Source organism: Curtobacterium sp. C1 (genome assembly GCF_021049325.1).
GTDB classification, from domain to species: Bacteria; Actinomycetota; Actinomycetes; order Actinomycetales; family Microbacteriaceae; genus Curtobacterium; species Curtobacterium citreum.
This window is the reverse complement of record NZ_CP088076.1, coordinates 2,968,456-2,987,473: the sequence shown is the minus strand read 5'-3', so window position 1 is coordinate 2,987,473 and position 19,018 is coordinate 2,968,456. Positions and strand designations below refer to the sequence as shown.

Here is a 19,018-nt window from a genome sequence, read left to right as displayed (position 1 = left end):
GCACGCGCGCCGCGACACGCGCCCCGCGCCGCCGCGGCTCACGGGTACCCGAGGAACCACAGCAGCACCACGGCCACCGGCTGCAGGCACACCCCAACCACGAGCCACCCCACCGCCCGCCGCCGCGTCGCCGTGAACGCGTCCGCCCCGAGCAGCGGCGCCGTCGGCATGAGCAGCCGCGGCAGGCTCTGCTGCGGCAGGAACACCGCGACGAGGTACAGCGCGTACGCCGCCGTGAACGACACCACGTCGACCCCCAGGGCACGGACGCCCCGCCGGGTCCAGAACCAGACGGCCCCGGCGAGCACGACGACCACCAGGACGATCCCGACCGGCCCGAGCCAGGTCCCCGCCATCGTGAACCACGGCGTCAGCGGCGCGAAGTGCTGCCGACCGACGAACCCCACCCACCACGACAGCTCGGTGTCCAGGTACGCGTCCGGTCGTCCGGTCACCGCCGAGGCGACCACGGGCCACGCCAGACCGGCCACCGCGATCCCGAGCCCCGCGACGACGATCGCCACCGCGTCCCGCGCCGGCAGCGTCCGACGCTCGCGTGTCCACCGCACGACCAGGTGCACCGCGAGCGCGACCGCGAGCGCGAGGACCCCCGGCTTCGTGAACGCCGCCACCAGCCCGAGCGGCAGCACGAGCCAGTACCGCCGCCGCACGAGCGCGAGGAGCGCCCCGAAGAGCAGCAGCAGGAAGGTGCTCTCCGCGTAGGCCACCTGGAGCAGGAACCCGGTGGGTCCGAACGCGAAGAGTGTGGTCGCCCACCGCGCGCGCCGGACGTCGGTGACCGCCACGACGAGCCGGTACAGCACCACGCACGCGCCCGCCCCCGCGAGCGTCGCGACGAGCACCCCGGCCACCCAGAAGGACCCGCCGACGAGCGGCTGCACCGCCCGCGCGAGCGTCGGGAACACGGGCAGGAAGGCCCAGGCGTTCGGGAGCACGTGGCCCGCCTGGTCGAGCGGCAGCGTGGTCGGGTAGCCGCGTTCCGCGATGGTCCGGTAGAACGACGCGTCCCACGAGCCGAGGAACGACCAGAAGGTGCCCTCCCGGCGGTGGGACGCGAACGTCCAGCCGTGCACGGTGGCGGTCAGCCAGACGCCGAGCAGCAGGACGGTGCTGAGCACGCGCGAGGCCAGCCACAGGAGCAGGGGAGCTGTCCACCCGCTGTGCCGCGCCTCCAGTCCGTCCGTCACCACGCGTCGGACGCGGGTCGGCAGACCCGGCCGGGAGGCACGGGTCGGCTCCGCCAGGTCGGTCACCGGCCGATCCTCCCACCTCCGCGCGCGTCGGCGCGCTGTCCGGTCCCCGCACGCGGTCAGGTCCCGTCAGCGGAGCGGGCGTTGCATCGGGCACGTTCCACGGAAACCAGCGACAGGAGGCACCATGCCCTTCATCACCGTCGGCGCCGAGAACGGCCACGACATCGACCTGCACTACGACGACCTCGGCACGGGCGACCCCGTGGTCCTGATCCACGGCTGGCCGCTCTCCGGCCGCTCGTGGGAGGGCCAGGTCCCCGCACTCGTCGAGGCCGGCCACCGCGTCATCGCCTACGACCGACGAGGCTTCGGCCAGTCGTCGCAGCCGTGGGGCGGCTACGACTACGACACCTTCGCGGCCGACCTCGACAAGCTCATCACCGAGCTCGGCCTGTCGGACGTCACGCTCATCGGCTTCTCGATGGGCGGCGGCGAGCTCGCGCGCTACGTCTCGACGTACGGGACGTCGAAGGTGAAGAAGCTCGTGTTCGCGAGCGCCGTGCCGCCGTACCTGTGGAAGTCGGACGACAACCCGGACGGGGCCGTCGACCAGGACCTCGCGGACTGGTTCGCGAACGGCATCACCGGGGACCGCCCGGCGTTCCTGCACCAGTTCGTCGACATGTTCTACACGCCGGGGGAGTCCGGGGAGCCCGTGGTCTCCGCCGACCAGCGCGCCTACGACCTGGCGATCGCCGAACTCGCGTCGCCGAAGGGCACGCTCGACTGCACCGTGGCGTTCGCGACGACCGACTTCCGCGACGACCTGACGAAGATCGACGTCCCGACGCTCGTCATCCACGGCGACTCGGACGGCATCGTGCCGTTCGAGGCCTCTGGGAAGCGCACCGCCGAGGCGATCCCGGACGCGCAGACGCACGTGATCGAGGGCGGCCCGCACGGGGTGCTCGCGTCCCACAGGGACGAGTGGAACGAGGCGGTCCTGCGCTTCCTCGCTTCCTGAGGCACCCCCGGCTCGCAAGACGCAACGTGGGCGGTTTCCCGCAGCGACATTCCGCTGCGAGGAGCCGCCCACGTTGCGTTCTGCGGGGTCAGGCGCCGGTGACCGCCCGTCGGATGCGCTCGATCGGCACCTTCGGGGTCCGGTCGGCGTTCAGCAGGCCGTTCGTCTCCTGCAGGGTGTCGGTGAGCTGCGTCCAGCACGACCCCGCGAGGAACGAACTCGCCCGGACGCCGTCGTAGAGCGCCGTGATGCGCGCGATCCAGTCGTCGCCGTCGACGGCCGAGGTGTACCCCCACCCGTCCTCCCGCTGCGCCCCCGGCTGGTAGTCCACCCCGCCGAACTCGGTCAGCATCACGGGCTGCCCACGATCCACCGCGCCACCGACCAGGATCCGCCGGTCCGCGGGCCCCCGTCCGCCGAGCAGGGCCGTCCGGGCGGCGTCGTCGGCGTAGGTCGCCGCGAGTCGCGAGCCGTCGCCCTCGTAGTCGTGGACCGTGACGATGTCCGAGTCGGGGTGCTCCCACCCGTCGTTCGAGACGACCGGCCGGGTCGCGTCGAGGGCCCGGGTGACGTCGGCGAGCGCCCGGGCGTACGCCTGCTGCGCCGGGTCGGTCGCGATCTGCTGCACGCCCCAGCTCTCGTTCGCGGGCACCCACGTGACGATCGACGGGTGCGACGCGTCGCGCTCGACGGCGTCCATCCACTCCCGCACCAGGCGCTGCACCGCGAGCGGGGAGAACGCGTACGCCCCGGGTGCCTCACCCCAGACGAGCAGCCCGAGCCGGTCCGCCCAGTACAGGAACCGCGGGTCCTCGATCTTCTGGTGGTTCCGGGCCGCGGTGAAGCCGAGCTCCTTGATGAGCTCGACCTCGCGCCGGAGTGCCGCGCGGGACGGTGCGGCGAGGTGCGACTCCGGCCAGTAGCCCTGGTTCAGGACGCTCCGGACGTCGTACGCGCGCCCGTTGAGCAGGAACGCGCCGCCGTCCAACCCGACCGTCCGGACACCGAAGTAGCTCGCCACGGCGTCGACGGGGGTGACCCCGTCCTGCAGCAGCGTGACGGTGGCGTCCACGAGCCGCGGGGTCTCCGGGCTCCACGTCAGCTCGTCCGCCGCCTGCCCGTTCGTCTGCCGGGTGACCGGCACGGTCACGTCGACCTCGTCCGCGGTGGCCGGGACGCCGGTCTCGACGCGCGCGATCCGCTCGCCCTGCTCCTCCCACCAGGCCTCGACCCGGACCCGCTCGTCCGTCCGGCGCTCGCCGCGGAGCCGCACGGTCAGGCGCACGGTGGCGTGGTCGACGTTCGTCCACCGCAGGGCCGCGACGGAGCGGGACGGGACCGCCTCGAGCCACACCGTCTGCCAGATCCCGGTCGTCCGGCGGTACCAGATGGCGTGCGGGTGCTCGTGCCAGTCCTGCTTGCCGCGGGGCTGCGTCACGTCGTGCGGGTCGTCCTCCGCTCGGACCACGAGCAGGTGCCCGCCGTCCGGGGTGCCGTCGTCCGGAGTGCTGCCGAGCGCCTCGGTCACGTCGAGCACGAACGGGGTGTGGCCACCCTCGTGCTCCCCGATGAACTGCCCGTCGATCCACACCCGCGCGCGGTGGTCGACGGCGCCGAAGTGCAGCAGGAGTCGGTCCCGGTCGGCGCCGAGTCCGGCGGCCGTGAGCTCCTCGCGACCGATCGTCCTGGCGTACCAGACGACGGGGTGGAAGCCGGGTTCGTCGATGCCGGACGCCGCGGACTCGGGCGGGAACGGCACGGTGATCTCCCGCGCGTCGGGGAAGCCGTTCCGCCAGGCGGGGTCGTCGCCGGTGTTCCGGAACGACCACGTCCCGTCGAGGTCGGCCCACGCGCCGCGGAGGAGCTGGGGGCGGGGGTACTCGCCGTCCTGGCGGGACGCGAGCGGGAGGTCAGGTGCGGCGACGGTGCCGTCGAGCGTGCTCATGGGTCCATGCTGCCGCCGACGTACATCGTTGTAAAGCAATGTGCATCGTTGTTGAGCACTGCGGGTGCCTTCACGGCGACCGCCGCGTACCGTCCATCCCATGAGCGCCGAGGCACCCGACCAGGTCAGCGACCGTACGCTCGAGGGCTGGATCGCCCGGCAGCGCTGGTACACCGCGAAGGGCAGCACCCCGGCGCTGCACACCATCGCGCAGACCGACGGCACCCGGCTCGTCCTCGACGACGCCCCGACGGGCCCCGTCCTGTACCAGGTGCCCGTCTCCGGCGGCGGACCGGACGCCGACCCGGTCGACGCCACCACCGACACCGCGTGGGTGCAGCAGCTCGCCGCGCGCATCGACGCCGACCCCGCGAGCCTCCGCCAGATCGGCCGCATCACGGCATCGCGCGTGCTGTCCGGCGAGCAGTCGAACACCTCGGTCATCTGCGACACCGCCGACGGCGCCCGGGTGATCGTCAAGGTCTTCCGCGTCCTGCACCACGGCGACAACCCCGACGTGACGACGCAGCTCGCGCTCTCGGCGGCCGGCAGCGCGCGCGTCCCGACCGTGTACGGCGCGCTCCGGGCGAGCTGGCCGGACACCGGTCGTCCGGACGGCACCGCGACCGGGCACCTGGCGTTCGCGCAGGAGTTCCTCCCCGGGCTCGACGACGCCTGGCGCGTGGCCCTGACCGACGCCCGCGAGGGCACCCCGTGGGACGACCACGCGCAGCGGCTGGGGGAGGCCCTCGCCGAGGTGCACCGCACCCTCGCCCAGGCCCTGCCGACGGAACCCGCGGACGACGCCCGCCGTGCCGCGGCCGTCGCGACGATGCACGCGCGCCTGGACGCCGCCGTCCGCGAGGCCCCGACCGTGGAACCCCATGTCGACGCCGTCCGCTCGGTCTACGAGCGTGCCGCGGCCGTGCGGTGGCCGGACCTGCAGCGCATCCACGGCGACCTGCACCTCGGGCAGGTCCTCGCCGCGCCGGAGCCCCGCGGCTGGGTGTTCCTGGACTTCGAGGGCGAGCCGCTCCGCCCGCTGACCGAGCGGTCCCTGCCCGACGTGACGCTCCGCGACGTCGCCGGGATGCTCCGCTCGTTCGACTACGTCGCGGGCTCGCTCGCGCACGACGCCACGTTCGTGGACGCCGGCGCGTGGGCGCACGCCGCCCGGGCCGCGTTCCTCGACGGCTACCAGCGGGGGACCGGGACGGACCTGCGGGAGCACCGGGAGCTGCTCGACGCCTTCGAGCTCGACAAGGCCGTGTACGAGGTCGTCTACGAGACCCGCAACCGCCCGGACTGGGCCGGGATCCCGCTCGCGGCAGTCGCGCGGCTCGCAGCGCGCAGCGCTGCTTGACAGGAGCAGAGCGCGCGCAGCGCTGCCTGCCAGGCCGACCCGCCGACGGACGGGAGGCACGGTGCCAGCCAGCACCGTGCCTCCCGTCCGTCGTGTGGTCCGGTCAGTTCACCGGGCCCGTGTACTTCTCGCCGGGGCCCTTGCCGACCGGGTCCGGGATCGCCGACGCCTCGCGGAAGGCGAGCTGCAGCGACCGCAGCCCGTCGCGCAGCGGACGGGCGTGGTGGTCGCCGATCTCCGTCGCGGCCGCCGTGACGAGGCCGGCCAGGGCGGTGATGAGCTTCCGAGCCTCGTCCAGGTCGGTCTGCTCCTGCGGGTCGTCCGCGAGCCCGACCTTGACGGCGGCGGCGCTCAGCAGGTGCACCGCGACGGTGTTGATGAGCTCGACCGCGGGGACCTCGGCGATGTCGCGTGCCTCGTCGGCCCCGGTGGGCTCGTTCGGCGGGGTGTCGGTCACGGTGCTCCTCTGCTAGACTCGTCGGCGGCAGATGCTGTCCGTGTGCCCTGGAACCTGTTCCAAGGTGGTCGAACGGCGTCGTAGAAGAGGAGTCTCTCCCACCCGCGGCCGTGCACCAAGGCTACCGGGTCCCACCGCTCCGCCGGCCCTTCGCTGGCAGGCCGTCCCGCAGGGGACGGCGTCGGGCGGCTGCCGAACGGGTTCCGATCCGTGCGTCAGATCTCCTCTCTCGTGCCGTCGTCCAGGGCAACAGCCCCGGACGGCCACCACCTGATTGAAGGAGCTCCGCATCACCGATCCCCGCACCAACGACCGAATCCGCGTTCCCGAGGTCCGACTCGTCGGCCCCCAGGGTGAGCAGGTCGGCGTTGTCCCGATCGCCATGGCCCTGCGTCTCGCGCAGGAAGCCGAACTGGATCTGGTCGAGGTCGCCCCGAACTCGAAGCCGCCCGTGGCCAAGATCATGGACTACGGCAAGTTCAAGTACGAGGCTGCGCAGAAGGCCAAGGAAGCCCGTCGCAACCAGGTGAACACGGACCTGAAGGAGGTCCGGTTCCGCCTGAAGATCGACGTGCACGACTACGAGACGAAGCGCAAGCGTGCCGAGGGGTTCCTCCTCGGTGGCGACAAGGTGAAGGCCATGATCCTCTTCCGCGGCCGCGAGCAGTCGCGTCCGGAGCAGGGCGTCCGTCTCCTCCAGAAGTTCGCCGAGGAGATCGCCGAGTTCGGTGTCGTCGAGTCGCGTCCGACCCAGGACGGCCGCAACATGACGATGATCATCGCCCCCCTCAAGAACAAGTCCGACGTCAAGGGCGAGCAGAACGCCAAGCGTGCTGCGCAGAAGGCCGAACGTCGCGCGACGGAGCACGCTGCGAAGGGCAAGGAGACCTCCGGGTCCTCCGAGTCCGAGCCGGCCGAGGCTCCCGCCGAGTAGGTCCTGGTGATCGCCCCCGCGGCGCTCCCCGAACCGCGATGACGCGGCCCACCCATCCACCCCACGGAAAGGCACCACGATGCCCAAGCAGAAGACCCACTCCGGGTCGAAGAAGCGCTTCAAGCTCACCGGCAGCGGCAAGATCATGAAGCAGCAGGCCGGTATGCGTCACAACCTCGAGGTCAAGAGCGCCAAGCGCAAGGCCCGCCTCAACGAGGACCAGGTCCTCGCCAAGGCCGACGCGAAGAACGTCAAGAAGCTTCTCGGCCACTGAGCCGGCGGAATCGTAAAGGAACGAAAACATGGCACGTGTAAAGAGAGCGGTCAACGCCGCCAAGAAGCGCCGCGTCATCCTCGAGCGCGCCGAGGGCTACCGCGGCCAGCGTTCGCGCCTGTACCGCAAGGCCAAGGAGCAGGTCACCCACTCCCTCGTCTACGCGTACCGGGACCGTCACGCGAAGAAGGGCGAGTTCCGTCGCCTCTGGATCCAGCGCATCAACGCCGCGTCGCGTGCGAACGGCCTGACCTACAACCGCCTCATCCAGGGCCTCGGCCTGGCCGGCGTCGAGGTCGACCGTCGCATCCTCGCGGACCTCGCGGTGAACAACCCCGAGACGTTCGCGGCGCTCGTCGAGACCGCCAAGAAGGCCCTGCCGGCCGACACCTCGGCCCCGAAGGCCGCGTAGTCACGCCAGCTCCCGAAGCCCCCGCTCCGTCCACGGAGCGGGGGCTTCGTGCATGCTGCGACACTGGGTCCGTGAGCGATCTCCTCGAGAACCCGAAGGCCGGCCGCGTCCGGGCCGTGGCCGCCCTGTCGAAGAAGGACGTCCGAGCCGACACCGGGCTGTTCCTGCTCGAGGGTCCGCAGGCCGTGCGCGAGGCGATCGAGTACCGTCCCGAGCTCCTCCGCGAGCTGTACGTCACGCCGACGGCCGCCGCGCGCTACGCGCTCGACGACGCGCCGGTCGACACCTGGTTCGTCACCGAGCAGGTGCTCGACACGATGGCGGACACCGTGACGCCGCAGGGCGTCGTCGCGGTCTGCCAGCAGTTCCCGACGTCGGTGCGCGAGGTCTTCCCGGACCCCGGCACGGTCGGACGGGAGGATCGTGGCGGGCTCCCGGGGATCGTCGCGATCCTGGAGCAGGTGCGCGACCCCGGCAACGCCGGCACGATCATCCGCGCCGCGGACGCCGCTGGTGCCGACGCCGTGGTGCTGACCGGGCGCTCCGTCGATCCGTACAACCCCAAGGTCGTCCGGTCGACCACCGGGTCGCTCTTCCACGTCCCGGTGTCGGTCGGGGTCTCGCTGCCGGACGCGGTCGCCCGCGCGAAGGCCCTCGGCTACACGGTCCTGGCGGCGGACGTGTCGGGCGACGACCTGCCCGACGTCCGGGCGGACGGGATGCTCGACGGGCCGACGGCGTGGGTCTTCGGGAACGAGGCCCGCGGGCTGACCAGCGAGGACCTGGCCCTGGTCGACCGGGCCGTGAAGGTCCCGATCTACGGCAAGGCGGAGTCGATGAACCTGGCGACCGCCGCGTCGGTGTGCCTGTACGAGAGCGCGTTCGTCCAGCGCACCGCGGCTTCTTCCTCCACAGGCGCCTGACCGCGGGGTCCGTCCACGGTCCGGGCGGTACAGGACGGCGGTATCCCATCGGCCGGTAGGCTTGGGCCTCGTGTCAGAACACCTCGAGATCAGCGAACCGGCCGTCGCCGCCGCCGTGGACGAGGCCCTCGCCGCCGTCCGTGCCGCGACGACCGTGGCGGAGCTGAAGCAGGCCCGGGCCGAGCACACCGGCGAGCAGTCCCCGCTCGCACGGATGAACGCGGCGATGCGCAGCGTCCCGAAGGAGCAGAAGGCCGCGGCCGGCAAGCTCGTCGGGCAGGCCCGTGGGCAGGTGAACCAGGCGATCGCCGCGCAGGAGAGCGTCCTGGCCCAGGCCGAGGAGCACGCGCGGCTCGAGGCCGAGCGCGTCGACGTCACCGCCCTGCCGAGCCGACGCACGCCGGGCTCGCGCCACCCGCTGTCGCTCCTGAACGAGACCGTCGCCGACATCTTCGTCGGCATGGGGTGGGAGGTGGCGGAGGGTCCCGAGCTCGAGCACGAGTGGTTCAACTTCGACGCACTGAACTTCGACCAGGACCACCCGGCTCGGGCGATGGCGGACACCGTCTTCGTCGAGCCGGTCGACCGGCACCTCGTGATGCGCACGCACACGTCGCCTGTCCAGGTCCGGTCGCTGCTCTCCCGCGAGCTGCCGCTGTACGTGATCGCCCCCGGACGCGTCTACCGCGCCGACGAGCTCGACGCGACGCACCTGCCGGTCTTCACCCAGGTCGAGGGCATCGCGATCGACAGGGGCCTGACGATGGCGCACCTCCGTGGCACGCTCGAGCACTTCGCCCGCCAGGTCTTCGGCGACGAAGCGCAGATCCGCCTGCGCCCGAACTACTTCCCGTTCACCGAGCCGAGCGCCGAGATGGACGTCTGGCAGCCGAACGCCAAGGGCGGTGCCCGCTGGGTCGAGTGGGGCGGCTGCGGCATGGTGAACCCCAACGTCCTGCGTGCCGCCGGGATCGACCCGGACGAGTACCAGGGCTTCGCGTTCGGGATGGGCATCGAGCGGACGCTGCAGTTCCGCAACGGCCTGAACGACATGCGTGACTTCCTCGAGGGCGACATCCGCTTCTCGCAGCAGTTCGGAACGGTGGTCTGATGCGCGTCCCAGTCCGTTGGCTCGGCGAGAGCGTCGACCTCCCCGACGACGTCAGCCTCGAGCACGTCCACGCCGCGCTGGTGTCGGTCGGCTTCGAGGAAGAAGCGGTCCACACCTTCGACCTCACCGGCCCGGTCGTGGTCGGCCGGGTGCTGTCGCGCGAGCCGGAGCCGCAGAAGAACGGCAAGACCATCAACTGGTGCCAGGTGGACGTCGGCGAGCCCGAGCCCCGCGGCATCGTCTGCGGCGCGCACAACTTCGACGTCGGTGACCTCGTCGTGGTCACGCTGCCCGGAGCCGTCCTGCCCGGACCGTTCCCGATCGCCGCCCGCAAGACCTACGGCCACGTGTCGGACGGCATGATCGCCTCGGCCCGCGAACTCGGGCTCGGTGACGAGCACGACGGCATCCTGCGCTTCGCCGACCTCGGCATGGAGCCCGAGGTCGGTTCGGACGCGATCGGCCTGCTCGGGCTCGACGACGCGGCGGTCGAGATCAACGTCACGCCGGACCGCGGCTACGCCATGAGCCTGCGCGGCGTCGCCCGCGAGTACGCCCACGCGACCGGCGCGAGCTTCCACGACCCAGCAGAGCGCGTGACGCCCCGTTCCGGCGAGGGTTTCCGGGTCACGATCGACGACCGGGCGCCGATCCGCGGCCGCGTCGGTGCGCACACCTTCGTGACGCGCGTCGTCCGGGGTATCGACCCGGCGCGGACGACACCGGCGTGGATGGTGTCCCGCCTGGCCCTCGCCGGTGTGCGGTCGATCTCGCTGCCGGTCGACATCACGAACTACGTCATGTTCGAGCTCGGGCAGCCGCTGCACGGCTACGACCTCGCGAAGGTGCAGGGCGGACTCGGTGTCCGGCGTGCGACCGCGGGGGAGCAGCTCGTCACGCTCGACGACACCACCCGTACGCTCGACGCCGAGGACCTCGTCATCACCGACGACCAGGGGCCGGTCGGTCTCGCCGGTGTGATGGGCGGCGCGCGGACCGAGATCTCCGACACCACGACCGACGTCCTGATCGAGGCCGCCGGCTTCGACCAGGTGTCGATCGCGCGCACGGCCCGTCGCCACAAGCTGCCGAGCGAGGCCTCGAAGCGCTTCGAGCGCGGCGTCGACCCGCTCGTGGCCGAGGCCGCCGCGAACCGCGCGGTCGAGCTCCTCGTCGAGCTCGCCGGCGGCACCCCGGACGCCCTGGGCTCGACGCTCGTCGACACCACCCCGCGCCCGCTCGTCACGATGCGGCTGCGTCGCCCCGCCGAGCTCATCGGCGTGGACTACACCGACGCCGAGGTCATCGACACCCTCCGCGCGATCGGCGCCACGGTCGAGGTGGACGGCGAGCAGCTCGCGGTCACCGCCCCGAGCTGGCGGCCCGACCTGACCGACGACACGACCCTGGTCGAGGAGGTCGCCCGGATCGTCGGGTACGACCGCATCCCGAGCGTGCTCCCGGTGGCGCCGCCCGGACGTGGCCTCACCGCGCACCAGCGCGCCCGTCGTCGCGTCGCCGCGGCCCTCGCCTCGGCCGGCCTGTTCGAGGTCGTGACCGCGCCGTTCGTGTCCCGTGCCACGCAGGACGCGTACCCGGGCATCGACGGCACGGGCGGTCCGAGCGTCGTGCTCGCGAACGCGCTCGACAGCGAGCAGGACCTGCTCCGCCGCAGCGCCGTCCCCGCCCTCGTCGACGCGGCACGTCGGAACGTCTCCCGCGGGCTCGTCGACGTCGCGCTCTACGAGACCTCCCGCGTCTTCCTGCCGGCGGCCGACACGGTGCTCGGCACGGACACGGTCCCGGCCGGGGCCGTCCGTCCCGACGCGGACGTGCTCGCCGCCCTCGACGCCGCGCTGCCCGCGCAGCCCTTCCACGTCGCGGCCCTGCTCACGGGCAACCGCGTCGTGAAGCAGCCCGGCGTGCAGCCCGAGCCGTACGGCATCGCGGACGCCCTCGACGTCGCCCGCACGGTCGCCTGGGCGGTCGGCGGTGTGGAGCTCTCGGTCGCACAGACGTCGCACCCGTCCCTGCACCCGGGACGGGCGGCATCCCTGCTCGTCGGTGACACCGTGGTCGGCGTGGCCGGCGAGCTGCTGCCCGCGCTGACCGAGGCCGCGGTGCTGCCGCGGGTCGTCGCCGTCGTCGAGCTCGACCTCGACGCCCTCGTCGCCGCGGCGCCGGACCTGGCGTCGGTCGGACCGATCGTGTCGTACCCGGCGGCCACCCAGGACCTCTCCCTGGTCGTCGACGCGGACGTCCCTGCCGGTGACGTCCTCGCCGAGGTCCGCTCGGGCGCCGGCGAGCTGCTGGAGTATGCTCGGCTCGTGGACGACTACCGGGGCACCGGCGTGGACGAGGGACAGAAGTCCCTGACGTTCGCGCTGCGCTTCCGCGCCACGGACCGCACGCTGACCGCTGCCGAGGCCTCCGAGGCCCGTGACGGCGCCGTCCGACGTGCCGGCGAGCGATTCGGGGCGACCCTCCGCGACTGATCCCGACGGATCAGCACCGCGCGGGGCCGCCGCCTCCGACTCCCTCGACGACCAGTCCGACCAAAGGTGGAACCCATGTCCGTATCCGTTGCCGTGGCGGGAGCCTCCGGCTACGCGGGTGGTGAGCTCCTGCGCGTGCTCGCCGCCCATCCGGAGTTCGACGTCAGGACGGTGACCGCGTACTCCAACGCCGGTCAGCCGCTCATCGCGACCCAGCCGCACCTGCGATCGCTGGCCCACCTGACGCTCGTCGAGACGACCGCGGAGCACCTGCGCGGGCACGACGTGGTCTTCCTCGCGCTGCCGCACGGGCAGTCCGGGGCGATCACGGCGGAGCTGGACGAGGACACCCTCGTGGTGGACTGCGGTGCGGACCACCGGCTGACCGACCCCGCGGCGTGGGACGCGTTCTACGGCGGCGACTACCACGGCGCGTGGACGTACGGGCTGCCGGAGCTGCTGCACGCGGCGCCGACGCCGGGTTCGGCGGAGGAGTGGCGCGACGTCGACGACATCGCCGGCACCGGGCGCCAGCGCACCGAGCTCGCGGCGACGAAGCGCATCGCGGTCCCCGGGTGCAACGTGACGGCCGTCACCCTGGGCATCCAGCCGGGCATCCAGGCCGGGCTCGTCGAGTCGGACGACATCGTCGCCGTGCTCAGCGTCGGGCCGAGCGGAGCGGGCAAGAAGCTCGCGACCACGTACCTGGCCTCCGAGATCATGGGCTCCGCGAGCGCGTACGCCGTCGGTGGGACCCACCGGCACATCCCGGAGATCCAGCAGAACCTGGTGGCCGCAGGGGCCGGCGACGTGACGATCTCGTTCACCCCCGTGCTCGTCCCGATGTCGCGGGGGATCCTCGCGACGACGACGGCCCGGCTCGCGCCCGGCGTGAGCGCCCGGGACGTCCGGCTGGCGTGGGAGCAGGCGTACGCGGACGAGCCGTTCGTGCACCTCCTGCCGCAGGGCGAGTTCCCGCGGACGGCCGACACCGTCGGCGCGAACACCTGCCTGGTCGGACTCGCCGTCGACGAGGCCGCGGGCCGCGTCGTCGCGGTCTCGGCCCTCGACAACCTCGCGAAGGGGACCGCCGGTGCCGCGGTCCAGTCCGCGAACATCGCCCTCGGCTTCCCCGAGACCCTGGGCCTCAACGTGGACGGAGTCGCACCGTGACCGACGTGACCGAGACGGACGACGCAGGCACGAGCCTCCAGGGCGTGACCGCGGCAGCGGGGTTCCGCGCCGCGGGCGTGACCGCCGGTCTCAAGGAGAGCGGCAAGCCCGACGTCGCGCTCGTCGTCAACGACGGACCGGACGCCGCGGTGGCCGCGGTGTTCACCACGAACCGTGCGCAGGCGCACCCCGTGATCTGGTCCCGCCAGGTCGTCGGCGACGGGACCGCCCGCGCCGTCGTGCTGAACTCCGGCGGTGCGAACTGCTTCACCGGCCCGTTCGGCTTCCAGACCACCCACCTGACGGCCGAGGCCGTCGGCGACGCCCTCGGCGTCGGTGCGGGCGACGTCGTCGTCTGCTCGACCGGCCTCATCGGCCGTGGCGACCAGACCTTCCGCGACGGTGTGCTCCGCGGGGTCGACCTCGCAGCTGCCGCGCTGTCCGCGGACGGCGGGCCGGACGCCGCCGCGGCGATCATGACGACCGACACCCGTGCGAAGCAGTCGGTCGTGACCGAGGACGGCTGGACCGTCGGCGGCATGGCCAAGGGCGCGGGGATGCTCGCGCCGGGGCTCGCGACGATGCTCGTGGTGATCACCACGGACGCCGTGCAGACCCCGGCCCAGCTCGACGACGCCCTGCGCGCCGCGACCCGCGTCACCTTCGACCGCGTGGACTCCGACGGCTGCATGTCGACGAACGACACCGTCGTGCTGCTGTCGTCCGGCGCGAGCGGAGTCACCCCGGAGGTCGGTGACTTCCAAGAAGCACTGACGGCCGTCTGCGCGGACCTCGCCCGACAGCTCCAGCAGGACGCCGAGGGTGCGAGCCACGACATCACGATCGCGGTGACGGGCGCGGTGTCCGAGGACGACGCGGTCGAGGTCGGCCGGAGCGTCGCCCGGAACAACCTGTTCAAGGCCGCGGTGTTCGGCAACGACCCCAACTGGGGGCGTGTGCTCGCCGCGATCGGCACGACCGACGCCGAGTTCGACCCGTACGCCGTCGACGTGAGCATGAACGGCGTCCGGGTGTGCCACGCGGGCGCGCCCGACCGACCCGTCGACGAGGTCGACCTCAGCCCGCGCGAGACGCACGTGCTCATCGAGCTCGGGGTCGGTCCGCACGCCGCGACGATCCTGACGAACGACCTGACGCACGACTACGTCCACGAGAACAGCGCGTACTCCAGCTGATGAGCGACCTCACCAAGGAAGAAGAGCACGAGCTCGCCGCCGTCAAGGCCGCGACGCTCATCGAGTCCCTGCCGTGGCTGAAGCGGTTCTCCGGCAAGACGGTCGTCGTGAAGTTCGGCGGCAACGCCATGGTGAACGACGACCTGAAGCGCGCGTTCGCGGAGGACATGGTCTACCTCCGGTACGCCGGTCTGCACCCGGTCGTGGTGCACGGCGGCGGCCCGCAGATCTCCGCCGCACTCAAGGAACAGGGCATCGAGTCCGAGTTCCGGGGCGGCTACCGGGTCACGACGACCGAGGCGATCACGGTCGTCCGCGAGGTCCTGGCCGGCGAGGTGAACCGCGAGATCGTCGACCTGATGAACGAGCACGGCGACGGCCTGGCGGTCGGGGTGTTCGGTGACGGCGGTTCGCTGTTCACCGGCGAGAAGAAGGGCGTCGTCGTGGACGGCGAGCACTTCGACCTCGGCCACGTCGGCGACATCACGCACGTCGACCCGTCCGGCGTCCTGGCCGCGATCGAAGCCGGCCGCATCCCGGTCGTGTCGAGCATCGCGATCGACGACGCCCACCCGGACCAGGCCCTCAACGTGAACGCCGACGCCGCGGCCGGCGCACTCGCGATCGCCCTCGGCGCCGCGAAGCTGCTCATGCTGACCGACGTGCCCGGCCTCTACCGCAACTGGCCGGACCGGGACTCGATCATCGACCTCATCGCGGTCGAGGAACTCCGGGAGCTCCTGCCGAGCCTCGAGTCCGGCATGATCCCGAAGATGACCGCGTGCCTGGACGCCGTGGTCGGCGGTGTCGGCGGTGCGACGATCATCGACGGTCGCATCCCGCACTCGATCCTGCTCGAGGTCTTCACCCTCCGCGGCGCGGGGACCGAGGTCATCCCGGACCCGAGCCGTCGCACCGAGAACCAGAACACCCACGCCGAGGTCGGCCGACGGGTCCCCGAGTCCGCAGCGGACCCGGGCCGGCACGCAGCCGACGCCGACACCACGCAGAAGGGGAACGAGCAGTGAGCACCGAGACGCAGACCCAGACCTGGAACGACCGGTTCGGGGCGTCGCTCATGCGATCCCTGCCCGCCCCGAAGATCATGCTCGAGCGTGGGAAGGGCTGCCGTGTCTGGGACGTCGACGGCAACGAGTACCTGGACTTCCTCGCCGGCATCGCGGTGAACTCCCTCGGCCACGCGCACCCGGCGCTCGTCGAGGCGGTCGCCGACCAGGCCGCCAAGCTCGTGCACGTCTCCAACTACTTCGCGACTCCGCCGCAGCTCGAGCTCGCCGAGCGCCTGAAGCGCATCACCGGCGCCGGGGACGCCGGACGCGTGTACTTCGGCAACTCCGGGGCCGAGGCGAACGAGGCCGCCTTCAAGCTCGCGCGCCTGAACAAGGGCGCCGACGGTCGCAAGACCCGCATCCTCGCGCTCAAGCAGGGCTTCCACGGCCGCACCATGGGCGCCCTCGCGCTGACCGGCAAGCCCGCGCTGCAGCAGGACTTCCTGCCGATGGTGGCCGGCGTGGACCACATCGACTCCACGGTCGAGGCACTCGAGGCCGCGATCGACGACACCGTGGCGGCCCTCATCGTCGAGCCGATCAAGGGCGAAGCCGGGGTGGTGGACCTGCCCGAGGGCTTCCTGCTGGCGGCCCGTCGCCTGACCGAGGAGCACGGCGCGCTGTTCATCCTCGACGAGATCCAGACCGGGGTCGGCCGGACCGGCAACTGGTTCACCTTCCAGGGCCACGGGTTCACGCCGGACGCGGTCACGATCGCCAAGGGCATCGCAGGGGGCTTCCCGATCGGCGCCCTCGTCACCTTCGGCTGGGCCTCGGAGCTCTTCTCCGCCGGGCAGCACGGGTCGACCTTCGGCGGGAACCCGCTCGGCACGCGGGTCGCGAACGCGGTCCTCGCGGAGATCGAGCGGGCCGACCTGGTCGCCGGTGCCGTCACGAAGGGCGAGCGCATCCGCGCCGGCATCGCGAGCCTCGGTTCGCCGCTGGTGGACGAGGTCCGCGGGACGGGTCTGCTCATCGGCGTCGGGCTAGCGGCCCCGGTCGCCGCCGCCGTCAACGCCGCCGCGCTCGAGCGCGGTCTCATCATCAACGCCCCGAACGAGTCGAGCCTGCGCATCGCGCCGCCGCTCATCGTGTCCGACGCCGAGATCGACGAGTTCGTGTCGATCCTCGGCCAGAGCCTCGCGGCCGTCGCCGCCCAGGAGACCTCAGCATGACCCGCCACTTCCTCCGGGACGACGACCTCACCCAGGCCGAGCAGTCCGCGATCCTCGACCTCGCCGCGCGCATGAAGGCCGACCGCTGGGGCGAGAAGCCGCTCGCCGGCCCGCAGTCGGTCGCGGTGATCTTCGACAAGTCGTCCACCCGCACCCGGGTGTCCTTCCACGTCGGGATCTCCGACCTCGGCGGCAGCCCGCTCGTGATCACCACGGCGAACAGCCAGCTCGGCGGCAAGGAGACCCCGTCGGACACGGCTCGCGTGCTCGAGCGCATGGTGTCGGCGATCGTGTGGCGCACCTACGCCCAGTCCGGGCTCGAGGAGATGGCCGAGGGTACCCGCGTGCCCGTCGTCAACGCGCTGTCCGACGACTTCCACCCGTGCCAGCTCCTCGCCGACCTGCTCACCATCCGCGAGCACCGCGGTGCCCTGGCCGGACAGACGGTCGCCTTCGTCGGCGACGGCGCGAGCAACATGGCGCAGTCGTACCTGCTCGCGGGTGCCACCGCCGGCATGCACGTCCGCGTCGCCGCCCCCGCGGCCTTCAGCCCGGACGCCGTGGTCGTCAGCGACGCCGAGCGCCGAGCCGCCGAGACGGGCGGGTCGGTCCTCGTCGTGACGGACCCGGTCGCCGCGGTCGCCGGTGCGGACGTCGTCGTGACCGACACCTGGGTCTCGATGGGCAAGGAGGACGAGAAGCAGTCGCGCCTCGACACCTTCGCGGGCTACCGCGTGGACGACGAACTGCTCGCGCACGCCGCGGACGACGCCGTGTTCATGCACTGCCTGCCGGCGGACCGTGGGTACGAGGTGACCGCCGAGGTCATCGACGGTCCGCGCAGCATCATCTGGGACGAGGCGGAGAACCGGCTGCACGCCCAGAAGGCCCTGCTCGCCTGGCTGCTCGCCGCCGCCTGATCCGCCCCGCGGCACCAGCCACGCGGAGCCAGCACCGCAGACCCCGTCCCGCCCGTCCGGAAGGAGCCCCGTGACCGACCGCATCGTCGTGGCGGCCTCAGCCGGCGTCGATCCCGCCGAGGCCGTCGCCCGGGTCGCCCACAGCGGCCCCGCGGACGACCACGCTGCGCTCGGCCCGGCCGACCGCGAGGTCATCGCGCTCGTCGTCGACGTCGGCGGGCGGGGCCGCGACGTCGAGCAGGTGCGGGACCGCGCCCGTGCGGCCGGAGCCGTCGACGCGATCGTCGTCGACGCGAAGACGGAGTACGCCGAGCGGTACGTGGTTCCCGCCCTGCGCGCGAACGCCCTCGACACGGGACGCTCGCTCGTCCCCGCGCTCCGACGACCCCTCGTCGCGGCGCACCTGGTGACGACCGCCCGGCAGCTCGGCGCCGGGCTGGTCGCACACGCGACGGCGGCCCCGGACGAGCCGGCCCTCGCCGCCCTGGTCGGCGGCGTGGACCCGGACCTCGGGGTCGTGCCGGTGCCGCTGGACGCGGTCCCGACCGGGGCGGAGCAGGACCTGTGGGGCCGACTCGTCCCGGCGACCGGCACGACCGGTCTGGCGGCAGGACCGCCGACCGGCCCGGCGGCCGGCACGGCGACCGACCCCGCGGACGATCCCTGGGCCGCTCCGGCCGACGCCGGGTGGCTGCGCACGCAGGACCCCGTCACCGTCCCGGACCCCGACGAGGTCACCGTGACGTTCGAGCACGGTGTCCCCGTCGCCCTGGACGGTCAGCGCTTCGGGATCGTCCGGCTCCTGCAGGAACTCGACGCCCTCGCGGGACGGCACGGGATCGGCCGGCACGACGTGGTCGTGGACCTGCGTGACGGCCGCAAGGCCCGGCACGTCGCCGAGACCCCGGCCGCGACGGCCCTGACGGTCGCGCACCGGGACCTCGAACGGCTCACGCTCGAGCGGGACGTCGCCGTGTTCTCTCGCGGTGTCGAAGCCGAGTGGGCACGGCTCGTCGTCGACGGCGCATGGAACTCGGGGCTCCGCCAGGGCCTCGACGCGTTCCTGGAGCAGACCCAGCAGCACGTCTCCGGCGAGGTCCGGCTCCGGCTGCACGGCGGCGGAGCGGTGGTCACCGGACGCCGCTCGGAGCAGAGCCTGTACGACTTCGAGCTCGCCGCGGCCCCCGGTGCGACGAGCCTCGCCGACGCCTGGGCCCGCCCCGGCCGGACCGCCGCCCGTCGCAACCGGGCCAACTGACCCGCCCGACCGGCGCCCGACCGGCGCCCGACCAGAGCCCGACCACAGCCCGACACGACACGACCACCCCAGAC

At 72.7% G+C, this 19,018-nt stretch carries 17 protein-coding genes; 14 read left to right on the top strand and 3 right to left on the bottom strand.

Annotation, left to right across the window (positions count from 1 at the left end):
* Positions 1-38: 38 nt before the first annotated feature.
* Positions 39-1,274, bottom strand: a complete 1,236-nt coding sequence (locus LQK89_RS14315; RefSeq protein WP_231049509.1) for a mannosyltransferase family protein — start codon at positions 1,272-1,274, stop codon at positions 39-41.
* A gap of 124 nt (positions 1,275-1,398) precedes the next feature.
* Between LQK89_RS14315 and LQK89_RS14310 the strand changes: the two genes are divergently transcribed.
* A complete protein-coding gene (locus tag LQK89_RS14310) occupies positions 1,399-2,238 on the top strand; it encodes an alpha/beta fold hydrolase (protein ID WP_231049508.1) in 840 nt (279 codons plus the stop codon).
* Between the two features lie 88 nt (positions 2,239-2,326).
* Here LQK89_RS14310 and LQK89_RS14305 read toward each other — a convergent pair whose 3' ends face one another.
* Positions 2,327-4,183: a glycoside hydrolase family 2 protein gene (locus LQK89_RS14305; RefSeq protein WP_231049507.1), complete on the bottom strand. Its 1,857-nt coding sequence runs from the start codon at positions 4,181-4,183 to the stop codon at positions 2,327-2,329.
* Between the two features lie 100 nt (positions 4,184-4,283).
* On the opposite strand from LQK89_RS14305, the gene LQK89_RS14300 reads away from it, so the two are divergent.
* Positions 4,284-5,546 carry a phosphotransferase gene (locus LQK89_RS14300; RefSeq protein WP_231049506.1) on the top strand — a complete coding sequence of 421 codons (1,263 nt, stop codon included), beginning with the start codon at positions 4,284-4,286 and terminating at the stop codon, positions 5,544-5,546.
* A gap of 103 nt (positions 5,547-5,649) precedes the next feature.
* Here LQK89_RS14300 and LQK89_RS14295 read toward each other — a convergent pair whose 3' ends face one another.
* Entirely contained in the window at positions 5,650-6,003 is a 354-nt protein-coding gene (locus tag LQK89_RS14295) for a DUF1844 domain-containing protein (RefSeq protein WP_058742096.1), read from the bottom strand.
* Positions 6,004-6,277: 274 nt separating this feature from the next.
* Here LQK89_RS14295 and infC point away from each other — a divergent pair, with 274 nt between their 5' ends.
* From infC to LQK89_RS14235, 12 genes are all read left to right on the top strand, one after another.
* On the top strand, positions 6,278-6,937 hold the full coding sequence (infC, locus tag LQK89_RS14290; protein WP_083519974.1) for a translation initiation factor IF-3: 660 nt from the start codon (positions 6,278-6,280) through the stop codon (positions 6,935-6,937).
* 79 nt (positions 6,938-7,016) lie between these two features.
* Positions 7,017-7,211 carry a 50S ribosomal protein L35 gene (gene rpmI / locus LQK89_RS14285; RefSeq protein WP_058742097.1) on the top strand — a complete coding sequence of 65 codons (195 nt, stop codon included), beginning with the start codon at positions 7,017-7,019 and terminating at the stop codon, positions 7,209-7,211.
* 28 nt (positions 7,212-7,239) lie between these two features.
* The gene (gene rplT, locus LQK89_RS14280) at positions 7,240-7,623 is read left to right on the top strand and encodes a 50S ribosomal protein L20 (RefSeq protein ID WP_022908516.1); all 384 of its coding nucleotides are present in this window, start codon (positions 7,240-7,242) and stop codon (positions 7,621-7,623) included.
* A gap of 71 nt (positions 7,624-7,694) precedes the next feature.
* On the top strand, positions 7,695-8,546 hold the full coding sequence (locus LQK89_RS14275) for a TrmH family RNA methyltransferase (protein WP_231049505.1): 852 nt from the start codon (positions 7,695-7,697) through the stop codon (positions 8,544-8,546).
* 70 nt (positions 8,547-8,616) lie between these two features.
* Complete coding sequence (gene pheS, locus LQK89_RS14270; protein ID WP_058742099.1) at positions 8,617-9,657, top strand: phenylalanine--tRNA ligase subunit alpha; 1,041 nt, start codon at positions 8,617-8,619, stop codon at positions 9,655-9,657.
* Positions 9,657-12,152, top strand: coding sequence for a phenylalanine--tRNA ligase subunit beta (gene pheT / locus LQK89_RS14265; protein WP_231049504.1), 2,496 nt, complete (start codon positions 9,657-9,659; stop codon positions 12,150-12,152). The genes pheS and pheT overlap by 1 nt, the downstream gene beginning before the upstream one ends.
* Before the next feature lie 75 nt (positions 12,153-12,227).
* On the top strand, positions 12,228-13,325 hold the full coding sequence (locus LQK89_RS14260; protein ID WP_175324905.1) for an N-acetyl-gamma-glutamyl-phosphate reductase: 1,098 nt from the start codon (positions 12,228-12,230) through the stop codon (positions 13,323-13,325).
* Positions 13,326-13,330: 5 nt separating this feature from the next.
* Positions 13,331-14,521: a bifunctional glutamate N-acetyltransferase/amino-acid acetyltransferase ArgJ gene (argJ, locus tag LQK89_RS14255; RefSeq protein ID WP_229666867.1), complete on the top strand. Its 1,191-nt coding sequence runs from the start codon at positions 13,331-13,333 to the stop codon at positions 14,519-14,521.
* A complete protein-coding gene (gene argB, locus LQK89_RS14250) occupies positions 14,521-15,549 on the top strand; it encodes an acetylglutamate kinase (protein ID WP_058742102.1) in 1,029 nt (342 codons plus the stop codon). The genes argJ and argB overlap by 1 nt, the downstream gene beginning before the upstream one ends.
* Complete coding sequence (locus LQK89_RS14245) at positions 15,546-16,766, top strand: acetylornithine transaminase (RefSeq protein WP_269145902.1); 1,221 nt, start codon at positions 15,546-15,548, stop codon at positions 16,764-16,766. Before argB ends, LQK89_RS14245 begins: the two co-directional genes overlap by 4 nt.
* Positions 16,763-17,686, top strand: coding sequence for an ornithine carbamoyltransferase (gene argF / locus LQK89_RS14240; RefSeq protein WP_058742104.1), 924 nt, complete (start codon positions 16,763-16,765; stop codon positions 17,684-17,686). The genes LQK89_RS14245 and argF overlap by 4 nt, the downstream gene beginning before the upstream one ends.
* Before the next feature lie 70 nt (positions 17,687-17,756).
* Positions 17,757-18,944, top strand: coding sequence for an argininosuccinate synthase domain-containing protein (locus LQK89_RS14235; protein WP_231049503.1), 1,188 nt, complete (start codon positions 17,757-17,759; stop codon positions 18,942-18,944).
* Positions 18,945-19,018: the final 74 nt, after the last annotated feature.

Excerpts from the sequence above, each read along its gene's own strand:
- LQK89_RS14310 (WP_231049508.1), top strand. The coding sequence starts at position 1,399 with ATGCCCTTCATCACCGTCGGCGCCGAGAACGGCCACGACATCGACCTG.
- LQK89_RS14305 (WP_231049507.1), bottom strand. The coding sequence starts at position 4,183 with ATGAGCACGCTCGACGGCACCGTCGCCGCACCTGACCTCCCGCTCGCG.
- LQK89_RS14300 (WP_231049506.1), top strand. The coding sequence starts at position 4,284 with ATGAGCGCCGAGGCACCCGACCAGGTCAGCGACCGTACGCTCGAGGGC.
- rpmI (WP_058742097.1), top strand. The coding sequence starts at position 7,017 with ATGCCCAAGCAGAAGACCCACTCCGGGTCGAAGAAGCGCTTCAAGCTC.
- rplT (WP_022908516.1), top strand. The coding sequence starts at position 7,240 with ATGGCACGTGTAAAGAGAGCGGTCAACGCCGCCAAGAAGCGCCGCGTC.
- pheT (WP_231049504.1), top strand. The coding sequence starts at position 9,657 with ATGCGCGTCCCAGTCCGTTGGCTCGGCGAGAGCGTCGACCTCCCCGAC.
- LQK89_RS14260 (WP_175324905.1), top strand. The coding sequence starts at position 12,228 with ATGTCCGTATCCGTTGCCGTGGCGGGAGCCTCCGGCTACGCGGGTGGT.
- argB (WP_058742102.1), top strand. The coding sequence starts at position 14,521 with ATGAGCGACCTCACCAAGGAAGAAGAGCACGAGCTCGCCGCCGTCAAG.
- argF (WP_058742104.1), top strand. The coding sequence starts at position 16,763 with ATGACCCGCCACTTCCTCCGGGACGACGACCTCACCCAGGCCGAGCAG.